Here is a 17,010-nt window from a genome sequence, read left to right as displayed (position 1 = left end):
AATTCGTCGGAGCTATCGCTGCGCTTCGGATGAACGACTGCTTCAACCCTTATGCGGACCGTTATGATCCTTTCGATCTTCAGGACGCCCCGACGATTCGCGCGTCCAATCTGCGGCACGTCCTCGGGGCCGCTGCTGATACCGGTGTAGCCGATCTTTGGATCGGGCTCGAGCTAGGCCACAACGGAGGACGCCGAACTGGTCTAGCTATGACTGATGATACGCATCTGCATGCGCATGGTAGTCGATTCGGGGTGGCAGACCGGTTGCGTCCTGCAACGCGGGCAGGTCCGGCGAAGGAGATGACAGCCGGTGCCGTCTGGGAAGCGCTAAGCAGTATAGAGCGGCCTGTGTTTCTCTGGAATGTGGTTCCCGTTCATCCGCATCGTCCCTCAGAGCCCCTTTCTAACCGGCGGCATAACGCGACCGAGCGCGAGGTTTGTGTACCGCACTTACATACCCTAGTGAAATTGCTCCGGCCTAAGCGGATCGTTACGGTCGGCAACGACGCGGCGACTGCACTTAAGCGGTGCGGATATCCTCACGTGCCGGTGCGCCACCCCGCCTTTGGAGGAAGGCGCCAGTTCCTCAAGCAAGTCGCCGATCTCGAGTAGTTGCGTGCGAGTGTGCCTGGCATGCGCAACCCGCGATGTCTGGCTTTCCTCAATCTCCGCTCAAAGCCGACATTCCACAATCGGCCCACTTCCTGCCGCATCGTTTCACTTGAATGAGCGACCGCTTTAGGGACGCCTTCAACCGGAGGCGAACGACCGACATTGGGTCAAAGCGAGGCGACGAATGTCACGACGTCGCAACCGGCTGCGGCCTAATCGCGATGGCCGAGTGGTCCTCAGCTGCGTAGGCGATCCCGGCAGACTTCCGCTCGGAATATCGGTCGACCAGCTGCGTCGCGTGCGGGCGAAGCAGGACCGTGAAGCGAACTAGCTCCTCCATCACGTCGACGATCCGGTCGTAATAGGCGGATGGTTTCATGCGCCCGGCTTCGTCGAACTCCTTGTAGGCCATCGCAACCGACGACTGGTTCGGGATGGTGAACATCCGCATCCAGCGCCCGAGCAAGCGAAGCGTATTCACGGCATTGAACGACTGCGAGCCGCCCGAGACCTGCATGACCGCGAGCGTGCGGCCTTGGGTCGGGCGCATGCCCTTCATCTCGAGCGGCAGATGGTCGATCTGCGCCTTCATGATGCCGGTGATCTGGCCGTGCCGTTCGGGGCTGCACCAGACCATGCCCTCCGACCAGAGCGCATGGTCGCGAAGTTCGTGGACGGCGGGGTGGTCATCGCCGGGCACCTGACCGGGCAGTGGCAGATCGCGTGGGTCGAAGATGCGCGTCTCGCCACCGAACAGTTGCAGCAGCCGGGCCGCCTCCTCAACCGCGAGGCGCGAGAAGGAGCGCTCCCGCAGCGAGCCGTAGATGAGGAGGATGCGCGGCGGCGGTTGATCCTCGCCCAGTCCCGCAGCGGGTCGCCGGATGACGAAGGTGGGATCGAGCGCGGGCAGATGGTCGGCGTCGGTCAGTGTGCGCAGGCGGCTCATGCGCTTGCTCCTTCATACCATCCGCGCGTCCGCTTCACGATGGCGACGACGCTGAGCATCACCGGAACCTCGACCAGCACGCCGACGACGGTAGCAAGCGCGGCGCCACTCTTCAGTCCGAACAGGCTGATGGCAGCGGCAACCGCCAGCTCGAAGAAGTTCGAGGCACCGATCAGTGCAGCGGGCGCTGCGACGCACCAGGCGACACCCAGCCGCTTCGAAAGCCAATAGGCTATGCCGGCGTTCAGATAGACCTGGATGAGGATCGGCACCGCGATCAGCGCGATGACGGCGGGTTGGGCGAGGATCTGCTCGCCTTGAAAGCTGAACAGCAGCACCAGCGTCGCGAGCAGCGCAACAAGCGATACCGGGCCGAGCGTCGCCAGCACCCGATCGAGCGCCGCCTGTCCGCCCGATGCGAGCACCGCCCGGCGGACGACCTGCGCCGCGATCACCGGCACGACGATGTAGAGCGCGACCGACAGCAGCAGCGTGTCCCACGGCACCGTCACCGACGCGACGCCGAGCAGCAGTCCGACCAGCGGCGCGAACAGAAAGACCATCAGTACGTCGTTCAGCGCCACTTGGCTCAGCGTATATGTCGGCTCCCCGTCGCAAAGGTTCGACCAGACGAAGACCATGGCTGTGCACGGCGCGGCGGCCAGCAGGATCAGCCCGGCGATGTAGGAGGGGATCTCGCCCGCGGGCAGCAGGGGCACGAACAGTTAGCCAAGGAAGAAGGTGCCGAGCGCCGCCATCGAAAACGGCTTCACTGCCCAGTTGACGAACAGCGTGACGCCAACGCCTTTCCAGTGCTGGCGCACCGATCCGAGCGAGCGGAAGTCGATCTTGAGCAGCATCGGCACGATCATCAGCCAGATGAGGCCGGCGACCACAAGGTTGACCCGTGCCACCTCGGTCGCCGCTATCGCAGCAAATGCACCGGGCAGGAGATGGCCCAACCCGATCCCGGCGACGATGCAGAGCGCCACCCAGATCGAGAGGTATCGCTCGAACGTCCCAATACCGGGCCGCTGCGCCTCGCTTGCCAGCGTTGCCATCAGCGCACCCGCTGCCCGGCGGCGTCGACGACCTGCTCGCCGTCTTCCTTAGCGAACGCCGCGCGCTGCGGCTCAAGCAGGATATCGAGCACGACCTCGGACGGCCGGCATAGCCGCACGCCGAGCGGCGTCACCACCAGCGGCCGGTTGATAAGCACCGGATGCGTCATCATCGCGTCGAGCAGCGCCTCGTCAGACAGGCTCTCGTCGCCCAAGCCAAGCTCGGCATAGGGCGTGCCCTTTTCGCGCAGCAGCGCGCGCGGCGTCAGCCCCGCCCGCTCGATCAGCTCGATCAGCAACGCGCGCGACGGGGGCGTCTTCAGGTATTCGACGACGTGCGGCTCGATCCCGGCATTGCGGATCATCGCCAACGTGTTGCGCGACGTCCCGCAATCGGGGTTGTGATAGATGACGATGTCGGTCGGCATGTCGGCTCTCTCAGCAGCAGGTCAGATCGGCGATCAGCGGCTCGCACAGCTCAGCACGGCCCTCGCAGCAGTCCTTGGCAAGGAAAGTCATCAGCTGTCGCAGGGTATCGAGGCGGGCGTGCTGAATCTGCTGCCGTCCGCGCTTCTCGGCGGACACGAGGCCGGCCTTTGCCAGTACCGCGAGATGGGTCGAAAAGGTGCTCTGCATAAGCCCGCTTGCCTCCACGAGCGCGCCTGTCGGCAAACCGTCAGGGGAATGCCGCACAAGCAACCGAAACGCATCCAGGCGTGTCGGATGGGAAAGCGCGGCGAGCGCCGCTAGCGCATCAGGTGTATCCATTCATCGGCTTTATCCGATAGGTCTAGCCTGTCAATTCTAATCGGGATATACCGATGGTTTGGAAGTGAGAGTTGCCTGAATGAACGTCCGCTACCGGGATTTGCTTTTAGGCAGGTGAACGACCGCATGTGGGTCGTCTCCGCCTCGCCTCCTTACAGCATAGCCAGCGGCTCGGATGTGCGAGGTGGTGCGAACAGGGAATCGAGCTGCTTGAGGTCGGCGTCGGAAAGGTCGACGTCCAACGCCGCGCGGTTCTCGCGGACATGGTCCACTGATCCAGCCTTGGGAATGGGGATGACGCCGTCCCTCGAAAGGAGCCAAGCGAGCGCAAGCTGTGCAGGCGTAGCGTTACGTTTCGCAGCGAGTTCAGCGAGACCGGGGTGGGAAACCAGTCGGCCCTGTTCGACGGGGCTATAGGCCATGATCGGCATGCGGCGTCGCGCCAGCCAAGGGATCAGGTCATATTCGGGACCGCGCCGCGTCAGATTATAGAGGATCTGGTCGGTCTGGCAGCTATCGCCACCGCTGGCGATCAGTTCCTCCATATCGGCAATGTCGAGATTGCTGACGCCCCAGCGCAGGATCTTGCCTGCCGCGACGAGCCGCTCCATCGCCTCGACCGTCTCGGCCAGCGGCACATTGCCGCGCCAGTGCAGCAGGTAGAGGTCGAGCCGATCGGTGCCGAGCCGTTCGAGGCTCGCCTCGCACGCGCGGGGCAGCCGGTCGCGTGAAGCGTTCTGCGGATAGGCCTTGCTGACAAGGAACACATCATCGCGCGCACCCGCGATGGCTTCGCCGACGAGGCGTTCGGACTCGCCGTCGGCATACATCTCGGCGGTGTCGATCAGCGTGAGGCCGAGTGATAGCCCCTCGCGCAACGAAGCGATCTCCTGCGACCGCCGGCCATCATCCTCCGCCATCATCCAAGTGCCTTGGCCGAGCGCAGGGACGGTTGTGCCGTCGGGAAAGCGAATTGTCTTCATGCGGCAAGGAACGCCTGACGTCGTCGATCGGATCACCTCGCGGGGCTGGCCGGAACGCTTAATAGGGCGTTTTCGAATGCGTCAGCTGACTCCCAGCCTGCACGCCGCCGATTGTGCGTCTCCGGGCGAATCAGAGCACCAAAACAGGTATGAAAACACCGTTTGCGGACTGTGCCAATTCACTGTAGCAACGGGCTGTGCAGACGGTTTCTGCATGTCAGTAAAATCAAGCACTTAACTGTGCCTTGTCTGGGGCGTGGAATCCTGCCGCCCCAGCCATCACCAAAATGTTGAGCAATTTCAACGAGTTATACGTATCGCTGCAGCAGTGAATTGTAGCAGTCCTTGTAGCAGAGGTAAGTGTCAGCTGCGGTGAGCTCAACCAGCGTCGTCTCCGCCCTCTCCACCGACTCAACATCGATGATTGTGGAGTTTCGCCGGGCGGTGCGATAGCGAGCCGCCCGTTATGCATAATTCAGGGACAGCTCCTTGAACGCCCATCGAAAAAGTGGAAGTCGGGCCGCTCGCGGGCGGGAAGCCAAGCGGCTCAACCGAGACCGCAAAATCTACAGGATTCTGCGGCGAACACGCCTAACGTCCGAGCTGTTCCATCACCTATATCGTGAGCCAGTAGAGCCCTTATCAGTATATGGTGGTAAACCCGAGACCAAGCCGGGGCTGACGCTGACCAGGTTCCCCATACGCAATCAAGCGAATGGCCGGCCCATGCCGCACTGGGACGATCTGTCTGGGTGGATGAAGGTTCAGCTCGCGATCATGGCGATGAACAACTGGGCGGTGCAGACCTTCAACATTCACATCCATTCGGATCTAGAAGCCGCTTGGATAGCAGCTGGTAAGGACCCGCGCGTGATGATGCGTGACCGAATGCGAAAAGAGTTCGACAGGCTCGTCCGTCCGCGTCTCGACTGGTTCTTTATCATCGAAGGCTGGAGTCAAAAGACGAACGCTCCGACGATCCTGCATGTCCATGGTGCCGCGGTGAGCTTCGAGCCTGGCGACGACCGGAAGATCATGGATGCCGCGGCGCGGGCTGCTGGGCATGGTCTCAAGGGATATGCGCCTATGCCGCGAGCGGTGCATGGTCGCCAATTCACACGTGAGCGTGCTGCCTACGCCAACTACCTGTTCAAGGCTGCGCGGCGGCGAGATGATCGTCTGGGTAGCAGGCGCTTGACGATGTCCCGTAGCATGGTTGGGGGCGCAAGAGAGTTCTGGGAGATGATCACAGGGCAATAACGTGCGCCCGACACGAGAGACCTGACAGAGCCCCGTAGAACGCCGTAGAACGCGTTCGGGGGCAACTACGTGCTCAGTTGCCCTGCTACCCCCGATCTGCTGTGGCGCGCGCCTAAGCCGCTCTGCGCGTCATTTCCCACCCGCGTCCAAGCTCGGGGTGCACCAAGGTCGATCGTCATCAACAACGAGAGACAGACATGCACATTTTCGAGGTTATCGGGGCGGGCACTCCAGGGGTGATCATATTCGCGGCGAGCTATGACGAGGCCGTCGACATCTACATGGCTGACTGGCTCGCACGACTAAGCGACGAGCTACCTGATCTTGAGGTGAAACAGCGCGCCACCGCCTGGCCCGGCATGAACCGTGCGGCGCTTGTTGAAGCGCTTGCGCTCGGCATCTGCGGCGTCGGCAAGCCCCAACCTGACGGTAGCTGGCGCATCCTCACGCCCGGCCAGCTCGAGGAGGACGAGTAATGGTTCTCGCGGCATTCGACATTAACGACCAAGTCGCATTCTCGGCGGTGGTGTTCGCGCGGGATGGCAATCATGCTCGCCGCCTTGGTCACGAGCACCGAGCATCTTTTCGCAGTAGCGCAACCTCGCCTTTGACGATCATGGAGCGCGTACCTCCTCTCGGCGGGCCGGCGGGAGATCATCACCTCGCCGCGATCGAGGCTGACGTGCCCGGCGTTGGTCATCGTCAGCAAGACGGTAGCTGGCTGGTGCTTCCACCGGGCGTTCGGCCAATCCAAGCTCATCCGGCCAAGCCGACGCGCATGTATCACTTCAGCGATGATGATGGATACGAGGTGGTGCTGTTTGCTCGGGACCAGGAGCGCGCGGGTGAGCTCTATGACGCAGTCGTGCTCGATTATCGCGTCCTTCCGCGCGAGTGGCTGGGGTCCGAATGGGAGGCTTGGTCAGCGATTGGCATTGTCAGGCATGCCGCCCAAGCAGAGGCGCGCGGCGTAGAGGGCGTAGGCACATACAACGCGGAGGGGTGGTTGATCCTGCCGCTCGACTATAAAGCTTTGGGCGTCGCGCCTCCAGAGTGACAATCCCGGGGAAGTGGTCATCCAAGCGGGCCGCTCCCAGCGCCCTTAGGTGTGGGCCACTCCAGCATATCACATGTGGTCAGGTCGGGGGTCTGCTCACATCGCAAAGATCAACCTTGCGCATTTCTGCCCTACATGGGCCGTCATCGAGAATGGCTGTTTTCCGTCACTTTCTACGTCAGCGAAGACTCGGTCATGGTTGACGCGTCAACCATGACCTCGAGTTATCAAGCCTGAAATGGTAAGGCGAAAACGGTAAGCCAATTTCGGTAAGGCACCGCGCTGCTGTGCAGCGCATCGATTACCCGTCGATCTCTGCATCGGGATGCCCGGCGTTGAGAGCATTGATCCACGCCAACGTCAGGTCACGGCTGCGATAGCGACCCCAACGCGCCGTCTCCTCGCGCTCGACGATCGGGAAGGTCGAGAAGATATAGCGTACATCGTCGCGATCGGTGACGCCGTACAGGATGAAGAACAGGGCATCGAGCCGCGCGCGTAGTCGCAGCCTGCGTTCCTCGTCCCACGCGAACGGCGGCAGAACGGCGCCGCTCGCATCGACATGCCCAAGGTCGCGCGCGAACGGGGCGAGGTCATGTGCGGTGTAGCTGAGCTCTAGCACGCTTGCCTGGACGATCTCGGCGGCGGTGCGATCACCGAAGCGGATGTTATAGGCAGTGGGTGGAGCAACGGGGAGCTGCTCAACAATATACCAGTTAAGGTGCGTACTCTGCGCTTTTTGTCGAGCAACGTAGTCGAAGACCAAACTATTCAAGTTGCCCAACAAAAGCGCTTGCCGATCATAGCTCATGTCCGACACGATCAGTGGTGCCGTGTTGCCGGCTGCCTTGCTCGGTATCATAGACGCGATCATCGTTCGTATGTCGGTGGCACGCGCTATGTCACGGAACGCGATCGTCGGTCGGTTATGATCTTCGTCGCTCGTTGCCACCCAGAATTGCGAGGCCGGCAGGAAGGTCGGATCAGTCTTCTGCACGAGAGTTACGTCGCCACTGAATGCAGCGTTGTGCAGGTTGTCAGCGTTCACCATGACCGAGGCAGCTCGGTGATCGAACTGGTGGATCATCCGACCGACATACAGCGGCACCCAAGCGCCGGCAGCTGATGCGAAGCGGTTTCCGCCGGTGGGCCATGCGCCCTCACGCTCGTCCAGCTCTGAGCGTGTGCGAAACAGATGGCTGTCATTGGTCATGTCGAACATGCGAGCATAGCGCACTGGCCATGCCGCAACTGCTCCATCGCCCGATCGGTCCACTAGCACCGGCAGGCGTGCATAGATGCCGCTGGTCAGTTCCATGTCGCGCCGAGAGCGAAAGATGGGCGCGGTGCCAGTGTTGGGGTTAACGGCTGCGAAGCAGCTCGACGGGATGGCGAAGCACCGCTCGGGGTCGGCGATCTCAGCTACGTCTTTGAGGTAGAACCCGCAGAGGGCGGCTGCAAAGGTCCGGCCGGGGCTGGATACCATCGCAGCAAACTTGAAGCTTCGATGGACGTCTGGGAAGAAGACGCCTCGGTTCTCGAAGTCGAATAGGGCCTTGAGGTGCCCGCCGGTTGCGACGCCACGGAAGAAGGGCGCAGCCGACAGATCCGAGGCAATGCCGCTAGGTGTCAACAGCCCGACCATGCCGTCCGGCTTCACCAGCGCGTGTGCCCGCTCCACGAACAGGCTGTAGATGTTCACGTCGCCACGGCCCAACAGCGGATAGGTGGTGCGCGCCATCCTCAGCGCGCCGCTCGCGCGCTCGTCAGCCAAGGCAAAGTCGGCGGCGAGCGGGTCACCATCTGCCTTCAACATCGCAATCATTCGTGCCCGATCAGACGCACGGGTGGCACGGGCGATCTCCGGTCGGCGAGCAGCAAACCATTCGACCTGTTGCAGCTTCATCCGATCCCACGGTGGGTTGCCGACCACGGCATCAAAGCCGCCGCGGCGTTCCCCGCCCGACCATTCAGTCCAGACGCCAGGGAAGGCGACCTGCCAATTGAAGAAGCGTTCGTCTTCGGCCAGCGCTCGGGCGCGAGACAGGATCGTGCCGAACCGTTCGCCGTTCTGACGATCCCGCTCCAGCAGTGGTTCTACGCGACCGCGCGCGATGTCAATTGGGTTCCCGAACACCCCGTCCAGCCAAGCGCGCACCGCTGCCTTGTCCTCACGCCCCTTTAAATTGAGCCAGTCGAATGCGTGGAGCAGCGCCATGAAGCCGTCGAGTGGCGCCACCTGCTGCTGCACGCCGTAGAAGGTATCAGCGGACTGATGAGCCTCAGCGATCTCGGCATCGGTCAGCCGCTCGATAATCTGCATCGCTGCCGCTGCCGACTGTGCTTCTCGCAAGGGGCCGGCATAGAGCAGTTCGCCACCGCCCCAGCTGTTGGCGCTGTCGATCGCATCGCGCACCCAAAAGCCGAATAGGCTGTCCCCTGCGCGCAGGTGATGGTCGACAAACGATAGCGGCGCGCCGACGGTGAAGGTGTGCAACCACAGTGCCACCTTCGCCAGTTCCACAGCCATCGGATTCTTATCAACGCCGTAGATGCAGCGTTTCAGCACCATGCGGCGAACGATGTGCCGATCGTCGAGCTGCGCTTCCTCGATCGCCCAATTGGCGGCTCGCGCGTTGCCCAGAATGCGGTTGCGCGTCTTGACGATCTCGGTGGCAAGTGGCGACCGATGGTCGAGCGCGGCGCCTGCAACGGCGACCTCGGCCATGGCATCGAGGACGTGGTCGGTCAGCCTATCGACCAGGCTCACGAGGAAGTGCCCCGACCCCATCGCTGGGTCGAGGATCCGCAACGCAAGGATAGCCTCAGCGGGATCCGCAACTTCCAGTTCTCGTCGGCGGGAGTCCTCGCTGTCGGCCGGGCGCAATGAAGTTAGCGCCTTGGAGAAGGCGTCGCGACGCTCAGCAATCAAGGGCTCGAGTGTCTGGTCGAGGATCAGCCGCACCAGCGCATCCGGCGTGTAATAGCTGCCCGTGTTTTTGCGCGCGAAGGCGTTGGGGCGGACGCTGATCGTACCGCCCTCGATCGTCAGTTCATGTTCGAGCAGCCGTTCGTAGATGCTGCCGAGCTGCTGCACGGACAGATCGCGATAGTTGATGTAGCGCCGTAACATCCCGGTGCGCTCGAACGACAGCGCGTCGATCGCCAGCGCCATTACTTGGTCGGGGATGCGTAAGCTCTCGAGAAGGGGCGTCTTCTCGCTTGAAAATAAGCCACCGTTGTACGGCGGCAGGCCGACCGAGGTGTCCCCCTTGTCGATCATCCGTGACAGGTCGCTGATCTTGTTCCAGATCGGCGCAGCACTGGACGAGAAGGCGTCGCCCTGGCTCATCCGACGCCCGATCTCCTCCCGCAGGGGGCGAAGCGCATAATCGTCGTATCGACGATCGCGAATCGGCAGCAACCCGCGATCCTCGGCGTAGAGCAGGAACAGCAAGCGATAGAGCAGAACGAGGCTCGCATCGCGTACGTCCTGTAGCGGCGTCGCCGGCGCTGCACGGGCTATAGCCGAGGCGATGGCGGGAAACACCTCGGTAAAGACCAGCGTCGCCAAGCTGGCGGCGACTCGTTCCTCGTAGTAGGTCGCGTGCCGCTGGGCACGACCATGGAAGGTGAGGCCTCCCGCATCGGGGAGGAACGCTGCACGACCGAACATCACCGCGAAGACGCGTAACCAGTGCTCGCGATCGTGCGGGTCGGCGAATAGGTCATCGCCCGAGCGGCCGAGAACGCGGGCAAGATCGATCTCGAGAAACTCCTCTGAGACCGAGCGTGCACCGGCCCAGTAGAGCCGCCAGCGCCCGCCATTGGTGAGGATGCCCCAACGTAGCCGCCCATGGGTCAGGTCATCGATACGGCGCAGATAACGCAGCATCTGTGTCGAGGGGGCGGTGGCCTCGTCGCGACGCCCTGCGCGGTCGAGCGGCCGGCCCCAGCGCTTACTTTCGACGACCGCGAGGCCGTGGCTATATCGCTGCCACTCCTGCCGGTCGGTGTTCGCTTGGGCCTTGGCTTCAGCGTTGGGGAACAACAGGCCGTCCGGAACGTCTTCTCGGCCGGCGACGGTCAGGTTTTGTTGACGTAGCACATCGGTCCAGCCCAGCGTGCTGAGGACCGGCCAGATCAGGTCATCTTCGGTCTGCGCTTCATTGGGCTGGGTCGCATAAGGGAAGGCGTCGAGCAGCGCGCCAAGCGCGACCTCCAGACCCGCTGTGTCAACGGCGGCGTAATCAGCAGTCTCGGTGATGCCTTGGGTCAGGTAGTCACTCGTGAAGAGGTTCCCAGCGGTGAACAGCATCGTGTCGGTCAAGCAGGTCATCTCCTCCAAGGCCTCCTAGCCGCGGCGACGTTGGCGGGCCAGAGGGTCCGTGTTCCAATCGGACCGCTGCTTCAATGGGAGGTCTCAATCGAGTATACCTCAGAGAGACGGTGCGGGAAGGCACGTAACCCGTCTCATATGGGTTGACCCATGATAACGAGACATATAATTCGTAATCTTCTAGACCCTATCGAGACACAGAGGGCCATGACAAGCATTATCGGGTACGCACGCGCCAGCACCGAAGATCAGGACTGCGCCATCCAGGAGGCTGCGCTGCGCAGCGCTGGGTGTGCGCTCGTCCGAGCCGAGCGCAAGAGCGGGACGACCCTCGAAGGTCGCGAGGAGCTTACTCTCTGCCTCGAATTTCTGCGCGAGGGAGATACCTTGATGGTGACGCGCATCGATCGCCTGGCTAGATCAGTTCGCGACTTGGAAGCGATCGTCGACAAGGTGCGTGAACGAGGTGCGTTCCTGCGCGCTACCGAGCAACCGGTCGACACATCTACTCCAGCGGGCAAAGCGTTCCTCCAGATGCTCGGTGTCTTCGCCGAGTTCGAAACCGCGCTTCGTCGGGAGCGGCAGCTCGAGGGCATCGCCAAGGCCAAGACTCTCGGCGTTTACAAGGGGCGCAAGCCGTCGGTTGACGTTGAGGCCGTTCGTGCGATGCGGGAGGAGGGGGTAGGTGCGAGCGAGATCGCGCGGCGCTTGGGCATTGGTCGAGCCAGCGTATATCGGGTGCTTGAGCGCTGAACGGCCTCCGCGTGGTCACCACAAGGCGTCAAGCGAAGTCTTAGGATTTGGCGAGGTGACTGATCCGGGTAGTGCCTAAGTGCCTGCAACGCGCAAGCAGGAGCCATCCACAGGCGCTGCGAGCAACAAGAGTACTGCGGCCGACCATCAATGTGATCTTAGGCGGCCTTGCTCTCCCAATCGGTCGAGAAGTCGAGCTCGCCAATAAATGTGACCGGGTGCATCCAGCTTACGCCACAGTCGTCGCAGATGTCAGGAACATGCCGTCGAGGACCCGTTCTCGACGGCCTCGAAACTTCCGCGGTGACTACTCGTCGGTCGTCATAGCCGAGCGCTGCGGCGATCAAGAAAGGATCTTGACCCATCGTAATTAGATCAGCCTCAGTCAGCGTGTCGCCGTAGAGGCTCATGATGACTTGAATGCTGTCGGCATTACTAGCCTCGTCGAGCAGAAGTGCCCGCTTCGTCGCCGCATCATGCATCCATACGGCGAGTTCGTCCGTACCGCTCTCCACCTCTGCATAGATCTCGACGGGCATCTTTACCACGCCCCGCTGACCCAGGTGCAGGAGCCAATGCCAGAACTCTGGGACACGTCTTTGTCCGTACCACGTGTTATGCGCGGTGATCAGCGCGTTCGCGTCCAGCAGGTAGAGCATCAGGCCATCACCCGCCGCGTCTCAGCGAGTAGTGGGTAAACATTCATGGGCTTCACGCCGAGCATCCTTGCAGCTCGCGTAGGGGTCAACGAGCCGTCAGACATTCCCTGTCTGGCCAATGCGAGGATCGCAGCGCCTAGACGATGCCGCCTGACTACATACCAATTGGGACCACCTTCCCTGCCACGACTCTTCTCCCGCTCGCGTTCCTTCTGAGCAATCCAGTGCGCTCGGAATGTATCGCGCAGTTCACCCCAGCGACTTGCATTGATAATGCCGACACGGAAGAGCTGATAAGCGACCATCGTGCGGCTTATGCGAGCGCGATCTGCGAGCGCGTCTATGTGCGCGATGTCCTCCGCGCGACCACGGAGTAGGCTCTGAAGTGCAACAATCTCGGCCTCATCAACCAACACTGCCGCGGCGGCGTCATTGCACTGTTGCTCGATGCCGGCGCTCGGAGCGCCACCGCTGACGCCTGTTACGCCTAGAAGAAGGTGGGCGAGCTCATGTAGGAGCGTGAACGACCAAGCAGCTTTTGCATCTTGATCATTGACGACGATGAAGGGGGCGAGCTCGTCCGAGAGCGCAAAGCCACGAAATACGCTGACGTCGATCGCGGTCGACCAATGCCCGCAGTCTCCGGCGAGCAGCACGTACACGCCGGTTGCTTCGATCAATCCGCGAAGATAATTGAAGGCGTCCTCAGCTCGTCCTTGAGCACGATATGTTGCTCGGTCAAAGCCGACCGCCTTCACCATCGCATCCGCCAACGCGGTTGCGGTGGTCACACCGGCGGCCGCCCCTACCAGCGAAACCTCAGCGGCGTCCTCGTCGTCCTCGAGCACCTCTCGGACGAGCGCTTGTCGCGCTTTCACATCACGAAGCAACGTCGCGAGGAGCACGTTAGACGTGTCGCCTCGGTCAGGTAGGGTGCGAAAATCCTCCCCCACCTGCGGTGGCGCAGGCACCTTAGCTAGGTAGAAGGTCAGCAGTGGACGATGATACTGAGCAGCCATGCGACGCAGCAGGGACGGGGAGGGAGCGATCTCGCCGGCTTCTATCGCGGCGAGGCGCTCCTCGCCGGGTACGCCTTTGGCCGACTTTAGGCCGATCTTCCTGGCAGCCGTCACCCGGTCGAGACCGGCAGTCTCTCGCGCCCAGATCAGGATCTCGGGGTTAGGCCCAGCCACGCTCTCACCATGCACACGAGAGAACTAAAGTTCTACAGCGATCAGCCACGTGGGTGCGGGATGTTGATGCCCGGGTAGCTGATCAACCCGATGATCTCGGCGCGCCGGGTCATGCTGATGCCGTCGGGGTTGTAGACCCTGTACGTGAAGCCGCGCTCGTGGCCAAATATCTGAGCCCAGTCGTTATCTGGCACTTGAGCGCGCTCCATCATGCGTGTCACGTTCTTGCGAAACGAGTGAAACGCCTTGACCCGGCTCTGGAAGCCGCGGGACGCTTTGAAGCGTGAGAACTCTCGACCGGCATCAGCACCCGGCTTCTTCGCTCGTCCCTCTTCGTTGAAGGTCGGCCAGATGCGATCCTCGTCCGCGCCGCGTGCTCGAGAAAGCAGCCACGACAGATCGCTGTGCACCGGCACTTTGCGGTTCCCAGCGGGGGTTTTTGCGTCCTCGACCTGGAAGTAGGGGATACTGGCGCCGCCTTCTTCGGTGGCCCGCAGCTGACCCCATGTGAGGGAAGCGATCTCGTCTAATCGCATGCCCGTGAACATGCCGACGAGGATGAGCTCCAAGAGGTCTGAGCGCCTGGGGGTTGGTTCAAGAAGCTGACGTAGCTCAGCATCCTCCCAGGCTAGGTATGGGGCGACGTTATAACCGGGGCGCAGCTTCTTGTGGAAGCCGTGGAACGGGTTCTCACCTTCGCAGTGGCCGCGCTTCTTGGACCATGCCCAAAGCTCTTGAAGCACTTGGAGGTGTCGGTTCATCGTCGCATCTGACAGTCCCCGGTCGCGATCGCCGTAACGTTCGATGAGCTGCTGCCAAGGCAAGCTCCGCGCAGCGGGCGACCGAGCCCAATTTGGGTCAAGAAGACGCAATATGTCGAAGAACGTCGCGGCGTCCTCTGGCCGAACCCCGCGGATCGGTCGATCGTCGAAGAAGCCGCTGAACAGGCGGAACGTGGCGCGCTTCTGCGGCTCGGTGTTCGTCTCCTTTGTGCTGCTGCGACCTGCAAGCCATTGGCGCATGAAGGCGTCGGCGAGATCTGAGAACCTGATGTCCTTCGCGGCGGCCGCGGGTTCGATCGGGTCCAACGCTGCCTTGACCACCGACGTCGTTGGCTTCGGGTCCAGCACTCCCTCATCACCTCGGATCGCGACACCCAGCGCGTCAAGCACGGCGGTCGCTACGCATTGCACGAGGTCATCGAACCACGACGACTCTCGGTCTACGACGACTCCACGGTTAGCAAGTAGCCGGTCGGTCACCGCGACGAACCTAGTGAGGTCGCCCGCTCGGACCTCGCGGTTCAGCTCGCGGGCCATTTTACGACGGTGCTCTGAGCTTTCGTCGAAGGCGGCGCGATCGCTCAGGAAGCGCGCATTGTCGCGTGCTTCGAGTTCGCCGAGGACCTGCTCGTATGCAGCTCGGACAACGGCTCGCTTGACGCTCTCGGGGGGCTCGCCGGCGGTGGCGAGCGCGCTGGGTAAGATCGTTCTTGTCGCAGTCCCGCTGCGCAAGGCGCTCCATTGCTCCTCCAAGTCACCAAGGATCGCCAACGCGGCGATGGTCGCTAGGCGATCGTCGCTCGACCCTAGAGACCGAGTAACCACCTTCCGACCGAAAGCACGCTGCACGTCGGCAGGCACGGGCTTGCGCAGCTGCCAGATGTCTATGCCCGGTCGCTTCCACATATATCGAGCGAGGATCGTCGTTGTAGCAGCCATTGTAGCGGTGCACTGTAGCACCTAGCCAGTGACGTCAATGGGTGCACGCCCCTCGAGAGAGAGAAGCTGTAGCAGGTTCGAATCCTGCCGCCCCAGCCAGATCTCAGCTAAGTGATTGATCTGACTGGCACATGCGGCTCGGCCGAGCTCGCATGTGGCCGCGAGCGTGCCATGTGGCCGGTCGGGGAGATCAACGCCCTTCCTCTTTGCCCTGACTGCGGGCGAAAGAATGGGAAAGCCCGTCGCTGCTTGCGTCGAAATTGGACGCGCGCATTGGCTTGGCGGACTCGCGTAGCGCGAAGATAGCCTCGCGATATCCGCCAAGCAGATTCAGATCGTCAGCGGCGGGGCGCGCGGCCGGCGAAGGTGACGATGCTCTCGGCGCCGTTCGGGCCGATCGCCGACACGCCGAAATAGTGATCGTCGACCGACACTTCCTTCAGCACCTGCTGGGTTGCGCCGGAAACCTCGCGCGCATCGGTCCAGGCGGGCTTGTCGGTGCGGCGCCAATGGATCTTGTAGCGCGCCGCGCCGGGCACCGGTTGCCACGCGACGGTCGTATCGCGGGTCAGTTCGCCGGCGACGTTGACGCCCGCCGGGGCGGCCGGGGCGGCGGCAAGCTGCCCGATGGTCGCGACGTTGATGGCGGTGACTCGTGCGAGATAGGGGAAATCCATCCCCTCGATCGTGTCGCCATAGACGCGGCCGTTCTCGGTGCGCAGATCCTGGTGCTGGCGATTCCAATTCTCGGCGCCGACGGTGAAACGGACCGCGGGATAGCCCTGGCGGAGGAACGGCTCGTGGTCGCCGCCCCGGCCGAAGCGATCGGGGCGGCGATCGACGAACACGTCGAACTTGCCGGGCAGGCTATCGGCGATGCCGTCGATCGCCTTGGCCAGTGCGCGGCTGGGGCCGTCGTCCTCGCCGCCGATCGCGCGGCGCTCCATCGCCTCGGCGAGGCTCTCGCTGGCGCGCACGCCTTCGGAGAAGACGCGCACGCGATCGGCGACGCGCAGGCCATTCTGGCCGATCGAATTGCCGACGATATCGTTGTTGAGCATCGCATCGACCTGCCAGCCGCGTGCCTTCGCGGTTTCGGCCAGCAGGGTGGCGCCGAGCAGGCCCTGCTCCTCGCCCGAGAAAGCGACGTAGACGATGTTGGCGGCGAACTTCTCCTTCGACAGGATGCGCGCGGCCTCCAGCACCAGCGCGACGCCGCTCGCGTCATCGTTCGCGCCGGGGGCATCGGAGGTTGCGTCCATCACGTCGGTGCCGCGGCTGTCGATATGGCCGCCGACGATGATGTAGCGGTTGGGATCGGTGCCGCGCTGGATGCCGAGCACGTCCTCAATCACGACGCCGTTCGGCGCGCGCGCGTTGACGAAGCGGCGCTGCAGGCGCTCGACCGTGATGCAGCCGCCGCAGGCCGCGCCGATGCGCTCGAACTCGGACGCGACCCAGTTGCGCGCGGCACCGATGCCGCGCTTCGGATCGGTCGCCGAGGATAGCGTGTGGCGGGTGCCGAACGAGACGAGCTTCTCCACCGAGCCGCGCAGCCGATCCGGCGACGGTGTATCGCGTGCCGCGGCAGGGGTGGTGAGCAGCAGGGCGGCGAAGGGAAGGATGCGGATCATAGCGCGGTGTTGGCGGTAAATA

14 protein-coding genes and 1 pseudogene are annotated in these 17,010 nt (G+C 62.7%); 5 read left to right on the top strand and 10 right to left on the bottom strand.

The features are described from left to right. Positions 1 to 29 precede the first annotated feature (29 nt). Complete coding sequence (locus XM50_RS21170; protein ID WP_443024684.1) at positions 30 to 614, top strand: uracil-DNA glycosylase; 585 nt, start codon at positions 30 to 32, stop codon at positions 612 to 614. Positions 615 to 801: 187 nt separating this feature from the next. Here the strand turns inward: XM50_RS21170 and arsH are convergent, their stop codons facing one another. From arsH to XM50_RS16940, 5 genes and pseudogenes are all read right to left on the bottom strand, one after another. After that, positions 802 to 1,560 carry an arsenical resistance protein ArsH gene (gene arsH / locus XM50_RS16960; protein WP_046411102.1) on the bottom strand — a complete coding sequence of 253 codons (759 nt, stop codon included), beginning with the start codon at positions 1,558 to 1,560 and terminating at the stop codon, positions 802 to 804. Beyond that, a pseudogene (arsB, locus tag XM50_RS16955) lies at positions 1,557 to 2,621 on the bottom strand (ACR3 family arsenite efflux transporter). The gene arsH and the pseudogene arsB overlap by 4 nt, the downstream one beginning before the upstream one ends. Then, positions 2,621 to 3,049: an arsenate reductase (glutaredoxin) gene (gene arsC, locus XM50_RS16950; RefSeq protein ID WP_046411100.1), complete on the bottom strand. Its 429-nt coding sequence runs from the start codon at positions 3,047 to 3,049 to the stop codon at positions 2,621 to 2,623. The pseudogene arsB and the gene arsC overlap by 1 nt, the downstream one beginning before the upstream one ends. A 10-nt stretch (positions 3,050 to 3,059) precedes the next feature. Continuing rightward, positions 3,060 to 3,389: an ArsR/SmtB family transcription factor gene (locus XM50_RS16945; protein WP_046411098.1), complete on the bottom strand. Its 330-nt coding sequence runs from the start codon at positions 3,387 to 3,389 to the stop codon at positions 3,060 to 3,062. A 152-nt stretch (positions 3,390 to 3,541) separates the two neighbouring features. After that, entirely contained in the window at positions 3,542 to 4,372 is an 831-nt protein-coding gene (locus tag XM50_RS16940; protein WP_046411096.1) for an aldo/keto reductase, read from the bottom strand. Between the two features lie 726 nt (positions 4,373 to 5,098). Here XM50_RS16940 and XM50_RS16935 point away from each other — a divergent pair. From XM50_RS16935 to XM50_RS20195, 3 genes are all read left to right on the top strand, one after another. After that, on the top strand, positions 5,099 to 5,632 hold the full coding sequence (locus XM50_RS16935) for a hypothetical protein (RefSeq protein WP_046411094.1): 534 nt from the start codon (positions 5,099 to 5,101) through the stop codon (positions 5,630 to 5,632). A gap of 197 nt (positions 5,633 to 5,829) precedes the next feature. Further along, complete coding sequence (locus XM50_RS16930) at positions 5,830 to 6,108, top strand: hypothetical protein (RefSeq protein WP_046411092.1); 279 nt, start codon at positions 5,830 to 5,832, stop codon at positions 6,106 to 6,108. Beyond that, positions 6,108 to 6,689, top strand: coding sequence for a hypothetical protein (locus XM50_RS20195; RefSeq protein WP_156167280.1), 582 nt, complete (start codon positions 6,108 to 6,110; stop codon positions 6,687 to 6,689). The genes XM50_RS16930 and XM50_RS20195 overlap by 1 nt, the downstream gene beginning before the upstream one ends. A gap of 301 nt (positions 6,690 to 6,990) precedes the next feature. Here the strand turns inward: XM50_RS20195 and XM50_RS16920 are convergent, their stop codons facing one another. Continuing rightward, positions 6,991 to 11,019 carry an Eco57I restriction-modification methylase domain-containing protein gene (locus XM50_RS16920; RefSeq protein WP_197075572.1) on the bottom strand — a complete coding sequence of 1,343 codons (4,029 nt, stop codon included), beginning with the start codon at positions 11,017 to 11,019 and terminating at the stop codon, positions 6,991 to 6,993. A 216-nt stretch (positions 11,020 to 11,235) separates the two neighbouring features. On the opposite strand from XM50_RS16920, the gene XM50_RS16915 reads away from it, so the two are divergent. Further along, positions 11,236 to 11,781 carry a recombinase family protein gene (locus tag XM50_RS16915; RefSeq protein ID WP_046411086.1) on the top strand — a complete coding sequence of 182 codons (546 nt, stop codon included), beginning with the start codon at positions 11,236 to 11,238 and terminating at the stop codon, positions 11,779 to 11,781. A 158-nt stretch (positions 11,782 to 11,939) separates the two neighbouring features. Here XM50_RS16915 and XM50_RS16910 read toward each other — a convergent pair whose 3' ends face one another. The 4 genes from XM50_RS16910 to XM50_RS16895 form a co-directional block, all read right to left on the bottom strand. Beyond that, positions 11,940 to 12,440: a DUF4411 family protein gene (locus XM50_RS16910; RefSeq protein WP_046411084.1), complete on the bottom strand. Its 501-nt coding sequence runs from the start codon at positions 12,438 to 12,440 to the stop codon at positions 11,940 to 11,942. Then, positions 12,440 to 13,633, bottom strand: a complete 1,194-nt coding sequence (locus tag XM50_RS16905) for a helix-turn-helix domain-containing protein (RefSeq protein WP_046411872.1) — start codon at positions 13,631 to 13,633, stop codon at positions 12,440 to 12,442. Before XM50_RS16905 ends, XM50_RS16910 begins: the two co-directional genes overlap by 1 nt. A gap of 41 nt (positions 13,634 to 13,674) precedes the next feature. Next, positions 13,675 to 15,354 carry a DUF6538 domain-containing protein gene (locus XM50_RS16900; protein WP_156167279.1) on the bottom strand — a complete coding sequence of 560 codons (1,680 nt, stop codon included), beginning with the start codon at positions 15,352 to 15,354 and terminating at the stop codon, positions 13,675 to 13,677. 338 nt (positions 15,355 to 15,692) lie between these two features. Continuing rightward, positions 15,693 to 16,988: a M20/M25/M40 family metallo-hydrolase gene (locus XM50_RS16895; protein ID WP_046411082.1), complete on the bottom strand. Its 1,296-nt coding sequence runs from the start codon at positions 16,986 to 16,988 to the stop codon at positions 15,693 to 15,695. Between the last annotated feature and the right edge of the window lie 22 nt (positions 16,989 to 17,010).

The organism is Sphingomonas sp. Ag1, from assembly GCF_000980895.1.
Taxonomy (GTDB): Bacteria; Pseudomonadota; Alphaproteobacteria; order Sphingomonadales; family Sphingomonadaceae; genus Sphingomonas; species Sphingomonas panaciterrae.
The sequence above is the reverse complement of the archived record's forward strand: the minus strand, read 5'-3'. Positions and strand labels throughout refer to the sequence as shown.